Source organism: Streptomyces sp. NPDC031132, assembly GCF_055570595.1.
On record NZ_JBVIGX010000001.1, the window covers coordinates 253630 to 268836 of the forward strand.

Below are 15207 nucleotides of genomic sequence, written 5' to 3' on the forward strand. Positions count from 1 at the left end.
GTGAGAAGCGAACCCACCCCCTTCGAGGGCGGCCCGATGGACGGCCGGGTCCTCCCGATCCTCGTCGGCCCGACCGGCCACCCGCCGAAGTGGTACGAGATCCCGGTCCCGTCGGCCGACGGCGGCCCTGCGACGGTCCTGCTGTACGAGCGGGTCCCGTCGGGCTACACCAAGCGGCTGCACCTCCAGAAGGGCTGGAAGTACACCTACGCCCCGTCCGGCCAGAAGCCCAAGATCCGCTGGCCCTGGAGCAAGCCGACCCCGCCGCCGGCCTGATCGGCAAGACGCCCCCTAGGGGGTTTCCAGGTCCACGGGCGGCGCCGGCACCGGGTCCGGGGGCTCCGGGAGGGTCGGATTTGCCCGTTTTAGGGGGCGGTCTTGCGAGGATCCCGGCGGATCAGCCCTCGGTGCGCCCGCGGCGCAGCATGGCGAAGCCGAGCCCGGCGGCGCCCACGGCCGCGATACCGCCGCCCGCGGCGAGCAGCAGCACGCCGTCACCCGGCCCGTCGGCCAGCGTGTCCAGGGTCCCGGAGGCGACCGAGCGGGCGGTCGAAGCCGAGGCCTGGACGACCTGCCCGTCCCGGATCCCGGTCTTGTACCCGTCGGCGACGGGCGTACCGCTGTCGGCGCCGGTCCCGCCCGTGCCGCCGACCCAGGAGGACAGCCGGCCGTCGGGCTGGAGCGCGACGTGCAGCGGGCCGGAGCCGCCGAAGCCCGCGGCGCCGTCACCGCTGGTCAGGGTGGCAGCCTTGGCGCCGTCGGCCGCCAGGATGTCGGCCTGGAAGCCGCCCTTGGCGATGCGGTAGACGTTCGCCTTGGACACGCCGTCCGCGAGGGCGAGGCTCTTGACCAGGGTCCGGGGCGCCCCCGCGGAGCGCGCGGCCGAAACCGCGGGCACCCCTTCGGCGAGGGCGGCCGCGGCGGGCAGCCCGAGGAGGGTTCCGGCGCAGACGGTCACTGCGGCGGCTCGTACGAGAGTGCGGCGGTTGACGGTGCTCACGGGAAATCCTTAGGTCCGGTCCAGGTCCGACCAACCTAGGAGCCCGCTGTGTCAGTACGGCGATGAGCATGTAACAGGAACCCGGCAGACTCCCGCAGGTGCTGTTACATGACCGAGAACTCCACCGGGGGATTGCCGCGAGGCGCCCGGGCTGCTCCCATGTACGGCGGGGGGTGAGGTCCATGCGGGGACTCAAGGTGCTGCCGAGCGGCCGCCCCGGCCGCGGCCGGCTCTACGTCAACCTGCCCGACGGCCAGGCGGTGGCCTGGTACGACCGGCAGACCAACCGGATCAGCGTGCTCGCCGACCAGCACCGCGAGGCGGTCGTGTCGGCGTTGCGCCCGTACCTGGCCGGCCCGTACACGGTCGGCCCGCCGCCGGTGCCCTCGCCCGCGGACCTGCGCAGACTCTCCCTCCCGCCGGATGAGGACCTGGCCCCGAACCGCCCCGGCGAAGCCCTGCTGGGCGAACTGGAACACGGCTCGGCGGGCAGCCGGGCCCGGCACCGGCTCCGCCAGGACCTGACGGCCCAGCAGCGCATGGGCGACCTCCTGGACTCCCTCGATCCGGACGACTGGCGGGTCGTGCACAGCGTGCCGCTCCCGGGGCTGGGCCGCATCGACCACCTGCTCATAGGTCCGGCGGGGATCTTCTGCATCCGTACGCTCCCCGGGCGCCGGCAGCGCGCGGCCGTCGGCGACCTGCTGCTGACGGTGGGCCGCGCCGAGCCGCGCCCGGACCCGCGCTGGATCCGCCGTGCCGCCGCCGCGGCCACCCGGGCCCTGGCGGCGCCGGTTCTCCCGGCGCTGGCACTGGTCGACGCCTCCCGCATCGAGGTGGCCCCGACGGTCCGCGACATCCGCATCCTCGAACCGGCGACGACCGCGGCGCACCTCGCCGCGGCCCCGACCACCCTCAAACCCCCGGACATCGAAGCCCTCTTCACCCAGGCCCGCGACGCCCGCACCTGGCTCCCCGCGCTCGCACACCGGCCCCGGTCGCGGTCGTTCACGACCCGTAGGCGCCAGGCACCGGGCGCCCCTTAGGCACGCAGCGCGCGCGGGCCCTCGCCCTGCCGGCGGCGCAGCAGCGCCCGCAGGGCGCCGGGGCTCTCGTACCCGACCCGGCGGGCGACCGCCGCCTGCGGCAGCCCTGTGGTGCGCAGCAGGTGCTCGGCCTGCTCCACCCGCAGGTCCTGCACCAGCCGGATCGGCGTGCAGCCGAGCGTACGGGCGACCGTGCGCTGGAGGGTGCGCTCGCTGACCCCCAGATCGCGGGCCGCGTCGGCGACAGACAACGGCTCCGCGATACGGGCCCGTACCCAGCTCTCGAACGCGGCCACGAGCGGGTCGTACGCGGCGAGCGCGCTGGGGATGGCGTACGCGGCCTGCGAGGCCCGGTCGTCGACCACGAGGTAGTGCCGTACGAGGTCGGCGAGGGCAGGGCTGCGCATCCCGACGATCGCCAGCGCGAGGTCGAGGTGGCCGAAGGCGGCGCCGGCGGTGGTGATCCCGTCCGAGGTGGTGACCATCCGGGTCTCGTCCACGGTGACCTTGCGGTAGCGGTCCCGGAAGACCGGGGCGAGCCACCAGCTGGTGGTGGCGCGCCGGCCGTCGAGCACGCCGGATTCGGCCAGCAGGAACGTGCCGGTGCACGAGGTGGCGAGCGGAGTCCGCCGTTCGCGGGCCTCGACGAGCAGCCGGCGCGCGGTGCGGTGCCCCGCGGATGCCACGGTCTCCACCAGGGCCTCGGGCCGGCGCTCCATGAGGGCGGGCACGACGAGCAGGTCGGCGTCCTCGGCGGTACGGGCGGGCTCCGTGTCGATGCGGTGGCCGAGGCCGGTGCGGACCGTGCTCCGGATGCCGACGGTACGGATGTCGAAGGCGGGCGGCGGGGCACCGGGCAGCCGGCCGCGCAGGGCATTGGCCGTGTGCAGGACGTCGAGGACGGCCGAGACGCCGGAGTCGAACGCCCCGTCGAGGACCAGGACGGCGGTTTTCACCGTTCCACGCTAGCGGACGGGTGTCGCAATCGGTGTGCCAAGCGCCGGATCCGACACTCCCGCTGCGGGCCCGGCGCGCCTAGGGTCGGATCATGACCACGCCCCAGACCTCGTACGCGACGGCCACGGCCGCCGCCACCGGCACCGCCCCCGTCGGCGACCGCTCCCGCACCCACACCTGGCACTCCCGGCCCGAACTCACCCCCGAGATCCTGAACATGAGCGGCCTGGAGATCCTCCAGGCCTGCCTCGAGGGCACCCTTCCCGAGGCCTCGATCATGAGCACCCTGGGCTTCCGGCTGACGCAGGTCGAGGAGGGCTCCGTCGTCTTCGAGGGGGATCCGGGCGACCACCTCCTCAACCCGATGGGCACGGTGCACGGCGGCTTCCTCGCCACGCTCCTCGACTCGGCGCTCGGCTCGGCCGTGATGAGCCGCCTCCCGGCGGCGACCACGTACACGACCGTGCAGCTGGGCGTGCACATGATCCGCCCGGTGCTGGCGCAGACGCCCACGCTGCGGTGCGAAGGGACCGCCCTGCACGTGGGGCGGACCACCGCCACGGCCGAAGCGCGGGTGGTCGGCGCCGAGGACGGCAAGCTGTACGCACACGGCACGACCACCTGCGTGATCCTGCGGCCGTAGGGGCTTCGCCCCCCTCGCCCCTCGCCCCCCCGGCCCCCGCCCCCTCAGGCCGAAGCCCGCTTGCGCGGGGACGCCTTCTTCGCCGCCGCGGCCGTCTTCTTCGCCGAAGCCGCCTTCGACGTGGACTTGGCGGTGGACTTGGTGGCCGTCGACTTGGCCGTCGACTTGGCCGTCGTGGACTTGGCCGAGGCCGACTTGGAGGTCGACTTGGTCGACGCCGTCTTCTTCGCTCCGGAGGCCGCCGTCTTCTTCGTCGCGGCCGTCGACTTCTTCCCGCCCACCGCCTTCGGCGCGGAGGCGGCCGTCTTCCGGCTCCCACCGCTTCGCCGGATCGGCGTGACCTCCGCGGCCTCGGGCCCGGTCTCCCCCCGGGACTCCTTCGCCGCCCGCACGCTCTTCTCCAGCGCCGCCATCAGGTCGATGACCTTCCCGGCCGGCTCCACCTCCGCCTCCGTCGGCGGCTCGAACGCCCCCTCCGACTTGGCGGAGATCATCGCCTCCACAGCCTCCCGGTACTCGTCCGTCAGCGAGGACATCTCCACCTCACCCAACGTCGCCATCAGGGCGTCCGCCAGGTCCAGCTCGGCCTCCCGCACCGAGACCTTGCCCTCCGGAGCCACCCCCTCAGGCGCCCGGATCTCGTCCGGCCAGAGCAGCCCGTGCATCGCGATCACATCGTCGACGACCCGCAGCATGCCCAGCCGCTCCCGCCCCCGCAGCGCGTACTTGGCGACCGCGACCCGCCGGCTCCGCTTCAGCGCCTCCCGCAGCAGCGTGTACGGCTTCGCAGCCGTGGGCCCGTTCGCCGCGAGGTAGTACGCCGCGTCCATCTGCAGCGGATCGATCTCGTCCGCCGGCACGAACGACACGATCTCGATCGTCTTCGCCGTCGCGATCGGCAGCTGCGCCAAGTCCTCGTCCGTGATCGGGATGATCGACCCGTCCGCCTCCTCGTACCCCTTGCCGATCTCGGCCGTCGCCACCTCCTCCCCGTCCAGCTCGCACACCTTGCGGTAGCGGATGCGCCCGCCGTCGCTCAGGTGAATCTGGCGAAAGGAGATCGAGTGGCTCTCGGTGGCGTTCACCAGCTTGATCGGAATGCTGACCAAGCCGAAGGAGATCGCCCCGTTCCAGATGGATCGCACGGTTCCTCCCGTTTCGTGGCAATCTCATCGTATGACGCCGATCACCATGGTGGAGGGGCGTCGCATCCCGCTCTCCAACCTCGACAAGGTCCTGTACCCCGAGACCGGTTTCACCAAGGGCGAGGTGCTGCACTACTACGCCACCGTCGCGGGTTCGCTGCTGGCCCACATCCACAACCGGCCGGTGTCGTTCCTGCGCTATCCCGACGGCCCGGACGGCCAGCTCTTCTTCACGAAGAATCCGCCGCCCGGCACACCCGCCTGGGTGAAATCCACCCCGGTGCCCCGCTCGGAGGACCTCTCCGCCGTACAGGTGGTCATCGCGGACCTGCCCTCCCTCATGTGGGCCGCCAACCTCGTCGTCGAGTTCCACACCCCCCAGTGGCCGGCGGGCAGCCCGGCCGTCGCCGACCGGCTGATCATCGACCTCGACCCCGGCGCGCCCGCCACCGTCGTCGAGTGCTGCTTCGTCGCCCTCTGGCTGCGCGAGCGCCTCGCCGCCGACGGCCTGTACGCGTACGCCAAGACCTCCGGTTCCAAGGGCCTGCACCTGGCCGTCCCCCTGGAGCCGACCCCGTCCGACCTCGTGTCGGCGTACGCGAAGGGCCTCGCCCAGGAGGCCGAACGCGAGCTCCCCGACCTCGTCCTGCACCGCATGGCCAAGGCCCTGCGCCCCGGCAAGGTCTTCGTCGACCACAGCCAGAACGCCGCCGCCAAGACCACCGCCGCCCCCTACACGCTGCGGGCGCGGGCCCGGCAGACCGTCTCCGCCCCCGTTTCCTGGGAGGAGGTCGCGGCCTGCCGCACCCCCTCCGACCTCGTGTTCCTCGCCGACGACATCCCGCCCCGGCTCGAGCGCGACGGAGACCTGTTCGGGCCGCTGACCGACCCCGAGCGGGCCCACCGGCTGCCGAAGAAGGCCCGGCCGTGATCCGCGTCGCCCTCGCCGCCACCGTCCGGACCCTGCCGCGCGGGGCGGGCCTGGCGTACGAGCCGAAGTTCGACGGCCACCGCCTCGTGGTGGTGCGCACCGCAGAGGACGTGGTGCTGCAGGCGCGCTCCGGCCGCATCGTGACCGCCGCCTTCCCCGATCTGGCCGCCGCAGCCCAGCAGTTGCCCGCCGGAACGGTCCTCGACGGAGAGGTGGTGGTCTGGCACGCGGGCCGTACGGACTTCGCCCTCGTCCAGCGGCGTGCTGCGGCCACCGCCGCGCGGGCCGCCGTACTCGCCCAGAGCCTGCCGGCCTCGTACGCGGCGTTCGACGTGCTGGAACTGGCCGGGCTGGACCTGCGCGGACGCACGTACGAGCGGCGCCGCGCGCTCCTGGTCGACCTGCTGCTCCCGCTGGGCCCGCCGCTGCAGCCGGTCCCGATGACGACCGACCCGGAACTGGCCGCCACCTGGTACGAGACCCTGCCCGCCAGCGGGATCGAGGGCCTGGTCGTCAAACGGCTCGACCAGACGTACCCGGCGGGCCGGCGCGGCTGGCAGAAGCTCCGGCACACGGAGGTGCGGGACGCGGCGGTGGTCGGCTACACCGGCACCCCGCGCCGCCCCCTCGCGCTGGTCCTGGTGCTGCCGGTCGGGGACGAGACCCCGCTGGTGTCGAGCCCGCTGACGGCCTCGCTGCGCGCGGACGTGGCGGCGGCGCTGGCCTCGCGCGAAGCCCCGCCCGCCGGGGCCGCCCGGGCGGCGGGCCCGCAGGGCGGAGCCACGGTCACCGCGATCGGACTCGGCGAGATCCCGTTCCGCCCGCTCGACCCGCCGCTGACGGCGGAGGTCCGGCACCCCTCGACCGCCCGGCACCCGCCGCCGGAGGTGCTCCGGCTGCGGACGGACCTCTGACACCTCTGACCTGCGCCGCGGGTGGCGCAGGTCAGAGGGGGGCATGACGCGTCGGAGCAGGTCAGGCGTTCCCGCTCGGCTTGTACACCGGAGGCTCGCCGTGCGGGGGCTGTTGCGGCCCCGGGTACTGCGGCGGGTTCCGGTACCCCGCCTCCCGCTCCGCCCGGGCGTCTTCCTGATGGCTGTGCGTGGTGGAGCCGAAGTTCCCGTAGCCCTGCATCTCGTGCGGGCGCAGGCCGCCTTCGGGGATCTCCACGCTCTCGCGCTCCTCGCGGACCTCGTGGACCGCGCCGCCGTCCGGCAGGTGGGGCTGGCTCTCGGCGGTCGGCGGCGGGGGCTCCTTGGCCCGGACCCGCTGGCCCAGCTTGAAGGCGCCGAGCAGGAAGCCGACCACGACGATCCCGACGAGCAGGAACCACGCGATGTGGGTCAGCGTCTGGTCCAGACTCAGGGTCATTTCCATACGTACTATTTTCCCGCATTGGTGCCGGTTTCACCCGAAAGCCGGGAAGATCCTCCGATCCGCGTACCGTGCGACTACCGTGCCGGATCAGGGGCAGGCGTAGTGGCGGCCGCCCCGAGAGGTGCCCGGAAGGAGCCCGAAATGCCCCGCGGATCTTCACCCAAGCGAGAACGCCAGTACGAGCACATCAAGGAGAGCGCCGAGGAGCGCGGCGTACCCGAGAAGCGGGCCGAGGAGATCGCCGCCCGGACCGTCAACAAGGAACGGGCCCGGGCCGGCGAGTCCGAGACCGCGAGCAAGCTGTCGCTGGAGGACATGTCCTCCGGCCGGCGCGGCGGCCTGCACTCCCACTCGGGCGCGCAGGGGCCGACGTACGAACAGCTCTACGCGGAGGCCAGGCGCCGCAACATCCGCGGCCGCTCCGACATGAACAAGACGCAGCTCAAGCGCGCCCTCGGCACCTGAGACCCGGCCGTGCCCCGGGGCGGTCCGGCGGTCCGGTCCCCAGCGCAGCTCCCCTAGCGCAGCGGCCCGTCGGAATCCCGCAGCGCCCGGACCTCGTGGCCCCCGAGCACGGCCAGGATCTCCGCGCAGATGGCCAGCGCCGTCTCCGCGGGTGTCCGGGCCCCCAGGTCCAGCCCGATCGGCCCGTGCACCCGCGCCACGTCGGCCTCGGACACACCTGAGGCGATCAGTCCCTCGCGCCGCCGCGCGGTGGTCCTGCGGGACCCGAGGGCGCCGACGTACGGGATGCCGAGCGCGAGCGCGCTGCGTACCGTCGGCACGTCGAACTCCGGGTCGTGGCTCAGCATCACCAGGCAGGCGGCGTCCCGGCGCGCGGCCAGCAGCTTCTCCGCCTCCGCGACCGAGCCGACGAGCCCGGCGCCCCACCCGAGCAGCAGGGCCTGCGCCTCGATGATCTCGGCGAGCTCGCCGCCCCCGCCGATGACGACGTACGGCGCGGACGGGTACGCCTCCACGAACACCAGCCCGTGCTCCCCGTACAACGCGTCCCGGCCCGGCCGGCGCGTGGCCAGCAGCTCGCCGGCCCGCCGCTCGGCGTCGTTGGAGGGCGCGTCGACGGCTCGTACGACCTCGCTCACGGCCTGCCCGGCCTGCTCGTCGAGCCGGGTCACGAGGGCCACGCCGACCCCCTCCCCGAGCAGCTCCCACCACTCGGCGGGCACGGCCGTCAGCGGCTGCAACAGGATCTCGGCCCGCCCGCCACAGGTCAGCTTCGCGTCGACCGCGTCGTCGGCCCCCACCGAGACGTCGCACACCCGGGCGGTGGCCCCGGCGGCCATGGCTCCGGCCTCCGCCACCAGCTCGGCGTCGAAGACCCCGCGGTACAGGGCCCCGACGCACTCGCCCCGCGCATCGACGAGCAGCGCCCCGGCGGGATCCCGCGGCCCGAACCCCTGCTCGGCCACCGGCCGGGCCAGGAACCCGGACCGCCCCTCGGCCACCCACCGCCGCGCCGTCTCCACCAGCTCACGCATCGCGCTGCCCCATCCTCGTCGTCAGAGCCCGCCCCAAAGCACCAGGTCAGCGGCGCAATGCGGCCTCACGGCCAACCTACGCACGCAGCCCACCCCTACCCATCCCTCAAAACCCACAGACCCGGACCCACCTCCCTCGTACAGACCACCGGACCGGCCACCGGACCGGCACCGGACCGGCACCGGACCGCGGGCCGCCGGGCCCCGACTTGCACGCGGGCGCCGGGAGGCGTTGTTTCGAAGTACGGCAGAGAACGTTGGGGATGACCCGGAATGCTCTTCACAGACCGCGACGACGCAGGACGGCGACTCGGCACGGCGCTGCGGACGTACGCGGCGGACGCGCCCGTCGTCCTGGGGCTGCCCCGGGGCGGGGTCCCGGTGGCCTTCCACGTGGCGCACGCCCTCGGCGCCCCCCTCGACGTGATCGTCGTCCGCAAGCTCGGGGTGCCGTACCAGCCCGAGTTGGCGTTCGGCGCCATCGGGGAAGGCGGCGTACGCGTGATCAGCGACGACATCGTCCGCCGCGGCCGGCTCAGCCCGCAGGACATCGCCGCCGTCGAGCAGGCGGAGCAGTCGGAGCTCACCCGCCGGGCCGCCCGCTACCGCGCGGGGCGGCCGCAGCAGGACCTCCACGGCCGGACGGTGATCGTGGTGGACGACGGCATCGCGACCGGCGCCACTGCGGCGGCCGCCTGCCAGGTCGTACGGGCACAGGGCGCGACCCGGGTCGTCATGGCGGCCCCGGTGGCACCGCCTGACGCGCTGGCGCGGGTGGCCGCGGTGGCCGACGAGGTGGTCTGCCTCTCCACGCCGCCGGGCTTCTCCGCGGTCGGCCAGTGGTACCGGGACTTCTCCCAGACCCCGGACGAGGAGGTCGTCTCCCTCCTCACCCAGGCCGTCCGGCAACCACCCGCCACGACGGAGGACGTCTCGGTCTCCGCGGCAGGGCTGAGCCTCCCCGGCGACCTCACCCTCCCCCCGGCGGCGAAGGCGGTGGTCGTCTTCGCGCACGGCTCGGGCAGCAGCCGCCACAGCCCCCGCAACCGCCAGGTGGCCACGAGCCTGAACCGGGCCGGCCTGGGCACCCTGCTGTTCGACCTGCTCACCCCGGCCGAGGGGGCGGACCGAGCCAACGTCTTCGACATCGAGACCCTGGCCGCCCGCCTCGCCGAGGCCACCGCCTGGCTCGGAACCCGCACCTCGGCCCCGGTGGCCTACTTCGGCGCGAGCACGGGCGCAGCAGCCGCCCTTGCCGCGGCGGCGTCCCCGGATTCACCCGTCTACGCGGTGGTCTCCCGCGGCGGCCGCCCGGACCTGGCGGGCCGTCACCTCGGTGCGGTCCGGGCCCCGACCCTCCTCGTGGTCGGCTCGGAGGACTCCCTGGTCCTCACCCTCAACCGTGAGGCGCAGGCCCGGCTCCGCTGCGAAAGCCGCCTGGAAATCGTCGAGGGTGCCACCCACCTCTTCGAGGAGCCGGGAGCCCTTCACCAGGTCTCGGTCCTCGCCGAGCAGTGGTTCACCACCCACCGGCCGACAACTCCCATGCGCTGATGACGGCCCGGCATTTCGCCCCGGGGCAGGCGGAATTCTCCTATCGGGCTGCCGCGTTATTTCCACGCCCGATTCCCTAAAGGCCCAACCGGCCCGAATGAAATGCATTGAGGCCGGGCGAGTGATCCTCGCCGGGACATGCGGCGGGGTGTGATCGATTGCTCGCCGAGAGTCAACAATGGCTTCGTCCGTAGCCACAGGCGAGGTGCCGCGCATTCACATGGAGCGCACAGAGAAGCGCGCTCGGGCGTGACCCCTCCAAGCTCGTGAGGAAGATTCTCTTGAGTCATCGAACGACCCGAACTTCGCGCCTGAAGACCGCCACGATGGTTGGGGCCGGCGTGCTCGCCGTCGCGCTCAACGTCGTCCCGACCACGACGGCCATCGCCGACGCGATCCACCGGTCCGGCACCAACGACAGCTCCGTGGCACTGCCCGGCCCGGCAGGCGTCGTCGCAGGCGGCGACCACGGCGGCAACCGTGGCCCGCAGGGCCCGCAGGGCAAGCAGGGCCGGCCGGGCCACCCGGGCCGGCCGGGTGTCCAGGGCCCGCAGGGCTTCCAGGGCCCCCAGGGCTTCCAGGGTGTGCCGGGCACGGGCAGCCAGGGTCCCCAGGGCTTCCAGGGCAACCAGGGCTTCCAGGGGAACCAGGGCTTCCAGGGCACCCCGGGTGAGACGGGCGCGGTGACCACGTACGTCCGCTTCGCCATCGGTGCCCAAGGCACGGCGACCGCCACGTGCGACAACGGCGACCTCGCCACCGGCGGCGGATTCCAGTCCGACAGCGGCAACGTGCGCTTCAACGGCCCCGTCGGCAGCCCTCCCAACGCGTGGACGGCCGCAATCACGGCCAATCAGCCGGTCACCGCTTTCGTGGTGTGCGTCGACCAGCCGTAGCTCCCTGTGAGCGGCGGTCCACACCGGCCGTCCGCTTTTCCGGAGACGGAACGACGGTGCCCCGGGGCCTCGGCCCCGGGGCACCGTCGTTTTTCAGTGGCGCACGGCTAGACCAGCAGCAGCCCGCCGCACCGCGCGGCGCCTTCCTTCATCGCGATGAGGTTGGCGACGACGTACGAGATGTCGTTCTTGGAGTGCCATTCGGACGGGAAGTACGTGACCAGCCGCGAAGACTGGAACCGGGCCTCGATGCTGGGCACGAAGGTGCGGTACTGGTCGTCCGTGTAGTACCAGAACGAGTTCTCGTTGTAGTACGCCACGTGGGTCGGGTCCTGGTAGGCGCCGCGGCCGTCCGAGCTGGGCGTCATGGTGAGGAGCATCCCGCCGGGTGCCAGCAGCCGGTACATCTCGTTGATCAGCGGCACCTTCGCGGGCACGTGCTCGAGGAAGTCCACCGCCCGCATCAGGCCGACGGACCCGTCGGGCAGGTCCAGCTTCCCGGGCAGCGTCGCGACGATGTCGACGCCCTTCCCCGGGTACTGGTCGACGCCGAGGTAGCCGGGGGGCTTGCGGTGGGCCGCGCCGAGGTCCAGTGCGAGCAGTCCGCGCCGATGGGTCCAGGCGAGGGCGTTCGCCTCGATGTACTTGTCGTACAGGACGACCGTCTCGCGCTGGATGTGCGCGTTGATCTCCGGGTCGCTCTGGGTGTTCGCGGGGTGGACCCGCTGGAGGTACAGGCAGCGGTTGACGTGGTGGAAGTCGCCGATGTGGAACAGGCGGCACATCAGGTCCTGGTCGTCCAGGACCGTGCGCGCGGCGTCGTATCCGCCGGCCTGCTCGTAGGCGTCCTTGCGGAAGGCCCGCACGTGGTTGGGGGCGTACCAGATGTAGGCGACGTTGTGCGGGGTCGGCGCCATGGAGACGATCTGCAGGAGCTTGCGGCCGTCGACGTCCACCTCCTCGTACTGCCAGCCGCAGGCCTCGTCCCACCGCGAGTCGTCCCGGCCCCCGTCCTCGGTGATCTGCGCCGTGTTGCTGTAGACGAAGACGGCTTCCGGGTTTTCGTCGAACGCCGTGGCGAGCTCCGCCAGACACGACTTCGCCAGCAGGTCGTCGTGGTCGAGTTCCACGAGGATCTCGCCGCGGGCCAGTTCGCAGGCCCTGCGCTTCGCGGCGCCGACGCCCTGGAGCTCGTCCGCGATCTCCACGCGGACCCTTTCGTCGGGCTGCTCCGGCCGCCAGCGGGCGCCGTTGTTGAGCAGGACGATCCACTCCCAGTCCGGACAGGTCTGCGCCTGCAGGGTCGCCAGGCATTCGTCGAGGAAACGGGGCCGGTGGCTGGGGGTGAAAACGGAGAACCTCGGGGTCGCGGTCGACGTCATCTGGTGCTCCCTGCTGGGGTCGATGTCGGTGAGGGGCTTGCGAATTCCCGGAACTGCTCCGGTACTTGGGAGCGGAGTGAGGGATCGGCCGCGACGGCCCGGCGGAACGCGCCGCCGGCCTCGTCGGAACGGCCCTGGTCCGCCAGGATGTGTCCGAGTTGCAGATGGGCCGTGGCCGCCTTCGGATCGGCGGCGACGGCGCGCTTCAGGAGTCCGGCGGCCCGGTCGGGCTCGGTCGGCTTCAGCAGGATCGCCTCGTTGAAGAGGGCCGACGTGAACGACGGATCGATCTTCAGGGCCTTGTCGTAGGACGCGAGGGCGTCGGCCCTCTTGCCGTCCTGCTGCGCGATGACCCCCAGGTTGTACCAGGCGAGCTTGTTGCGGGGATCCAGCTCCACCACGCGCCGGAAGGTACGGGCCGCCCCTTCGGAGTCGCGCTGGCTCTCCTGCACAAGGGCGCCCTGTAGCAGTGCATTTGCCTCTTGGGCCTTCAGGTTCACCGACGGGCTCTTGGATTCCGGGGCGGCTGTCGAATGGGACTGAACCGCCCAGACGGCCACCCCTGCGGAAACCGCAGCCACGCCGGCGATTCCGGCCCACCATCGCCTTCGTTTCACTCTGTCACATCTCGTGGAATCGGGAGGGACGGAGATGCGGGCACCAACCCCCGACAGCGCCGAAGGTCGAACCCCCATCATTTCCGCCGACGTTACGAGCCCGCCCGGGTGATGCCGCCGTGTGGCAGGCAATTGGGATGCAAGACCACTCGAATGTACGCATGAAAGGACGGGCTCGGCGAAATGCATTCCGCGAATTGTCTTCTGCGATAAGGCGGTTGGGCCCATCACTCGCCGACTGGGCGGCCACGCAGGGGTCAACGCACCGCACCGGCCCCACGGAAGCCCCGCCGACCGCGCACCGGACGGAGCCCGCGACCCACGGCGCAGGGCGCGCCCGCAGGACGGCAGACGCAAAAAGACCCCGTTCTCAGCGTTGCCGCTGATGGCGGGGTCTTCGGGCACTTCCTGCGAAGTGCCCCCGGCAGGATTCGAACCTGCGCACACGGCTCCGGAGGCCGTTGCTCTATCCCCTGAGCTACGGGGGCGTGTCGTTCGCGTTGCGGCGACGGGTTGAACACTACCAGCTTCCCCGGGGTGATCAGAAACGAGTTCCGGGGGAGGGGGAGGCGGGTCGCCCGGAGGGGGTGGAAGTGGCAAAAACCCGGACGCGGGGGCTTAGGCGGACCTACTCTCGAGTTGTGCCAGGCGCCTCGGGTCGGGTGCTTGTTGTCGACGACAACAAGGTCATCCGGCAGCTGATCAAGGTCAATCTCGAGCTGGAGGGCTTCGAGGTAGTGACCGCGAACGATGGTGCCGAGTGTCTGGACGTCGTGCACCGCGTGTGCCCCGACGTGATCACCCTGGATGTGGTCATGCCCCGGCTGGACGGGTTCGGGACGGCCGCTCAGCTGCGCGCCGATCCGCGGACGCGGCACGTGCCCGTCGCCATCGTGAGCGCCTGTACGCAGTACGAGGTGGAGGCCGGGATCGAGGCCGGGGTGGATGCGTTCCTCGCCAAGCCCTTCGAGCCCGCCGAGCTCGTGCGGGTCGTACGCCGGCTCATCGAGCGCAAGGACCGGCGCGAGCGGAAGGGAGCCCCCGCGGGGCGGGGGAGGGGGTAGCGGCGGTCGGCTGTTCACATGGCGAAACCCTTCGCAGGATGGATGGGCTTCTCGCCTAGGCTGGTCCCGTGACCCCCGCCGACCTCTCCCGTACCGTCGTACGCGCCGTGCGCTGCGCCGTCGAGGAGGGGGAGCTGCCCGCCGAGGCGGGCGTGCCCGAGCGGGTCGTCGTCGAGCGGACCCGGCCCGGTGGAGTGGGCGACTACGCCACCCCCGCCGCCTTCCAGGTCGCCAAGACGGCCGGACGCCCGCCCCGGGACGTGGCGGACGTACTGGCCCGCCGACTCGGGGCGGAGCCGGGCATCGAGCACGTCGAGGTCACCGGAGCCGGGTTCCTCAACTTCGTGCTGCCGCCCCCCTCCGCCCCCTCCGTCGTCCGGGACGCCATCGTCCGCGACCTCGTGATCCGGGACGTACGGGGCGGGGCCATGTTCGCCGCCGCCGACGAGACCCCCCTCGCCGACGAGACCGGGACCGGGCTGCGCGAGCGCGTCGTACGGCGCAGCGTCCTGCGGCTCGTGTGCGCCCAGGGCGGCGCCGGGTGCGACCGGCCCGAGGACCGGCCCGAGGACCGGCCCGCGGACCTGCCCGTCGCACCCCTGGCCAAGCGGGACGGCGACGTCGTCGCCCGCTACGGCCGCGACGCCGCCGACTGGGCGATGCTCGCCGTGCCCGCCCGGGAGACCCCGGCCTTCTCCGACACCTTGCTCGTACAGGGCGAGGCCAGCGAGTTCTTCCGCGTCCGGTACGCCCACGCGCGGAGCCGGGCCCTCGTACGGAACGCCGATCAGCTGGGCTTCCACCCGGAGCCGGGCGACGTCGACGCGCCCGCCCTGCTGCGCCTCCTCGCCGACCACGACCTCGTCCTGGAGGCCGCCGCGCACCACCGCGCGCCCGAGCGGCTCACCCGGCACCTCGTCGAGCTGGCCGACGAGCTGCTCGATTTCCAGTACTGCGTCCTGCCCGAGGGGGACGAGAAACCCTCGGCCGCCCACCGTGCCCGGCTGGCTCTTGCCGAAGCCGCCGGGACGGTGCTGGCCGGTGGCCTGGCCCTGCTCGGCATAGACGCACCTGACTGCCTGTGATCTGCGAAGAG

The 15207-nt window shown here is 72.7% G+C and carries 17 protein-coding genes and 1 tRNA gene; 10 read left to right on the forward strand and 8 right to left on the reverse strand.

Annotation, left to right across the window (positions count from 1 at the left end; all coding sequences use genetic code 11):
* Positions 1 to 276, forward strand: coding sequence for a hypothetical protein (locus ACZ49B_RS01165; RefSeq protein ID WP_468299247.1), 276 nt, complete (start codon positions 1 to 3; stop codon positions 274 to 276).
* 121 nt (positions 277 to 397) lie between these two features.
* Here the strand turns inward: ACZ49B_RS01165 and ACZ49B_RS01170 are convergent, their stop codons facing one another.
* Positions 398 to 1000: a hypothetical protein gene (locus ACZ49B_RS01170; RefSeq protein ID WP_468299249.1), complete on the reverse strand. Its 603-nt coding sequence runs from the start codon at positions 998 to 1000 to the stop codon at positions 398 to 400.
* Between the two features lie 182 nt (positions 1001 to 1182).
* On the opposite strand from ACZ49B_RS01170, the gene ACZ49B_RS01175 reads away from it, so the two are divergent.
* Positions 1183 to 2046, forward strand: a complete 864-nt coding sequence (locus ACZ49B_RS01175) for a nuclease-related domain-containing protein (RefSeq protein WP_468299251.1) — start codon at positions 1183 to 1185, stop codon at positions 2044 to 2046.
* Here ACZ49B_RS01175 and ACZ49B_RS01180 read toward each other — a convergent pair.
* Entirely contained in the window at positions 2043 to 3002 is a 960-nt protein-coding gene (locus ACZ49B_RS01180) for a GlxA family transcriptional regulator (protein ID WP_468299254.1), read from the reverse strand. The genes ACZ49B_RS01175 and ACZ49B_RS01180 overlap by 4 nt on opposite strands.
* 92 nt (positions 3003 to 3094) lie before the next feature.
* On the opposite strand from ACZ49B_RS01180, the gene ACZ49B_RS01185 reads away from it, so the two are divergent.
* Positions 3095 to 3646, forward strand: coding sequence for a PaaI family thioesterase (locus ACZ49B_RS01185; protein ID WP_468299256.1), 552 nt, complete (start codon positions 3095 to 3097; stop codon positions 3644 to 3646).
* A gap of 44 nt (positions 3647 to 3690) precedes the next feature.
* Here ACZ49B_RS01185 and ku read toward each other — a convergent pair whose 3' ends face one another.
* Complete coding sequence (gene ku, locus ACZ49B_RS01190; protein ID WP_468299258.1) at positions 3691 to 4791, reverse strand: non-homologous end joining protein Ku; 1101 nt, start codon at positions 4789 to 4791, stop codon at positions 3691 to 3693.
* A 31-nt stretch (positions 4792 to 4822) separates the two neighbouring features.
* On the opposite strand from ku, the gene ligD reads away from it, so the two are divergent.
* Positions 4823 to 5722 (forward strand): non-homologous end-joining DNA ligase, encoded by a 900-nt coding sequence (gene ligD / locus ACZ49B_RS01195; RefSeq protein WP_468299260.1) that lies wholly within the window; start codon positions 4823 to 4825, stop codon positions 5720 to 5722.
* A complete protein-coding gene (locus tag ACZ49B_RS01200; protein ID WP_468299841.1) occupies positions 5722 to 6636 on the forward strand; it encodes an ATP-dependent DNA ligase in 915 nt (304 codons plus the stop codon). The genes ligD and ACZ49B_RS01200 overlap by 1 nt, the downstream gene beginning before the upstream one ends.
* A 61-nt stretch (positions 6637 to 6697) precedes the next feature.
* Here ACZ49B_RS01200 and ACZ49B_RS01205 read toward each other — a convergent pair whose 3' ends face one another.
* Positions 6698 to 7099 (reverse strand): DUF6479 family protein, encoded by a 402-nt coding sequence (locus ACZ49B_RS01205; RefSeq protein ID WP_468299262.1) that lies wholly within the window; start codon positions 7097 to 7099, stop codon positions 6698 to 6700.
* Positions 7100 to 7240: 141 nt separating this feature from the next.
* Here ACZ49B_RS01205 and ACZ49B_RS01210 point away from each other — a divergent pair, with 141 nt between their 5' ends.
* Positions 7241 to 7564 carry a plasmid stabilization protein gene (locus ACZ49B_RS01210; protein ID WP_468299264.1) on the forward strand — a complete coding sequence of 108 codons (324 nt, stop codon included), beginning with the start codon at positions 7241 to 7243 and terminating at the stop codon, positions 7562 to 7564.
* A 53-nt stretch (positions 7565 to 7617) separates the two neighbouring features.
* Here the strand turns inward: ACZ49B_RS01210 and ACZ49B_RS01215 are convergent, their stop codons facing one another.
* The gene (locus ACZ49B_RS01215; protein WP_468299266.1) at positions 7618 to 8598 is read right to left on the reverse strand and encodes an XdhC family protein; all 981 of its coding nucleotides are present in this window, start codon (positions 8596 to 8598) and stop codon (positions 7618 to 7620) included.
* Between the two features lie 273 nt (positions 8599 to 8871).
* On the opposite strand from ACZ49B_RS01215, the gene ACZ49B_RS01220 reads away from it, so the two are divergent.
* Together ACZ49B_RS01220 and ACZ49B_RS01225 are read left to right on the forward strand one after the other, a co-directional pair.
* Positions 8872 to 10152: an alpha/beta family hydrolase gene (locus ACZ49B_RS01220; RefSeq protein ID WP_468299268.1), complete on the forward strand. Its 1281-nt coding sequence runs from the start codon at positions 8872 to 8874 to the stop codon at positions 10150 to 10152.
* 326 nt (positions 10153 to 10478) lie between these two features.
* Positions 10479 to 11048, forward strand: coding sequence for a hypothetical protein (locus tag ACZ49B_RS01225; RefSeq protein ID WP_468299270.1), 570 nt, complete (start codon positions 10479 to 10481; stop codon positions 11046 to 11048).
* A gap of 107 nt (positions 11049 to 11155) precedes the next feature.
* On the opposite strand, the gene ACZ49B_RS01230 is transcribed toward ACZ49B_RS01225, so the two are convergent.
* The 3 genes from ACZ49B_RS01230 to ACZ49B_RS01240 form a co-directional block, all read right to left on the reverse strand.
* The gene (locus ACZ49B_RS01230) at positions 11156 to 12430 is read right to left on the reverse strand and encodes a glycosyltransferase (RefSeq protein WP_468299272.1); all 1275 of its coding nucleotides are present in this window, start codon (positions 12428 to 12430) and stop codon (positions 11156 to 11158) included.
* Positions 12427 to 13275: a tetratricopeptide repeat protein gene (locus ACZ49B_RS01235; protein ID WP_468299274.1), complete on the reverse strand. Its 849-nt coding sequence runs from the start codon at positions 13273 to 13275 to the stop codon at positions 12427 to 12429. The genes ACZ49B_RS01230 and ACZ49B_RS01235 overlap by 4 nt, the downstream gene beginning before the upstream one ends.
* Positions 13276 to 13463: 188 nt before the next feature.
* A tRNA-Arg gene (locus tag ACZ49B_RS01240) sits at positions 13464 to 13535 on the reverse strand.
* A 99-nt stretch (positions 13536 to 13634) separates the two neighbouring features.
* Between ACZ49B_RS01240 and ACZ49B_RS01245 the strand changes: the two genes are divergently transcribed.
* Both ACZ49B_RS01245 and nrtL read left to right on the forward strand, forming a co-directional pair.
* A complete protein-coding gene (locus ACZ49B_RS01245) occupies positions 13635 to 14111 on the forward strand; it encodes a response regulator (RefSeq protein WP_468299843.1) in 477 nt (158 codons plus the stop codon).
* Positions 14112 to 14179: 68 nt separating this feature from the next.
* Positions 14180 to 15196, forward strand: coding sequence for an ArgS-related anticodon-binding protein NrtL (nrtL, locus tag ACZ49B_RS01250; protein ID WP_468299276.1), 1017 nt, complete (start codon positions 14180 to 14182; stop codon positions 15194 to 15196).
* Positions 15197 to 15207: the final 11 nt, after the last annotated feature.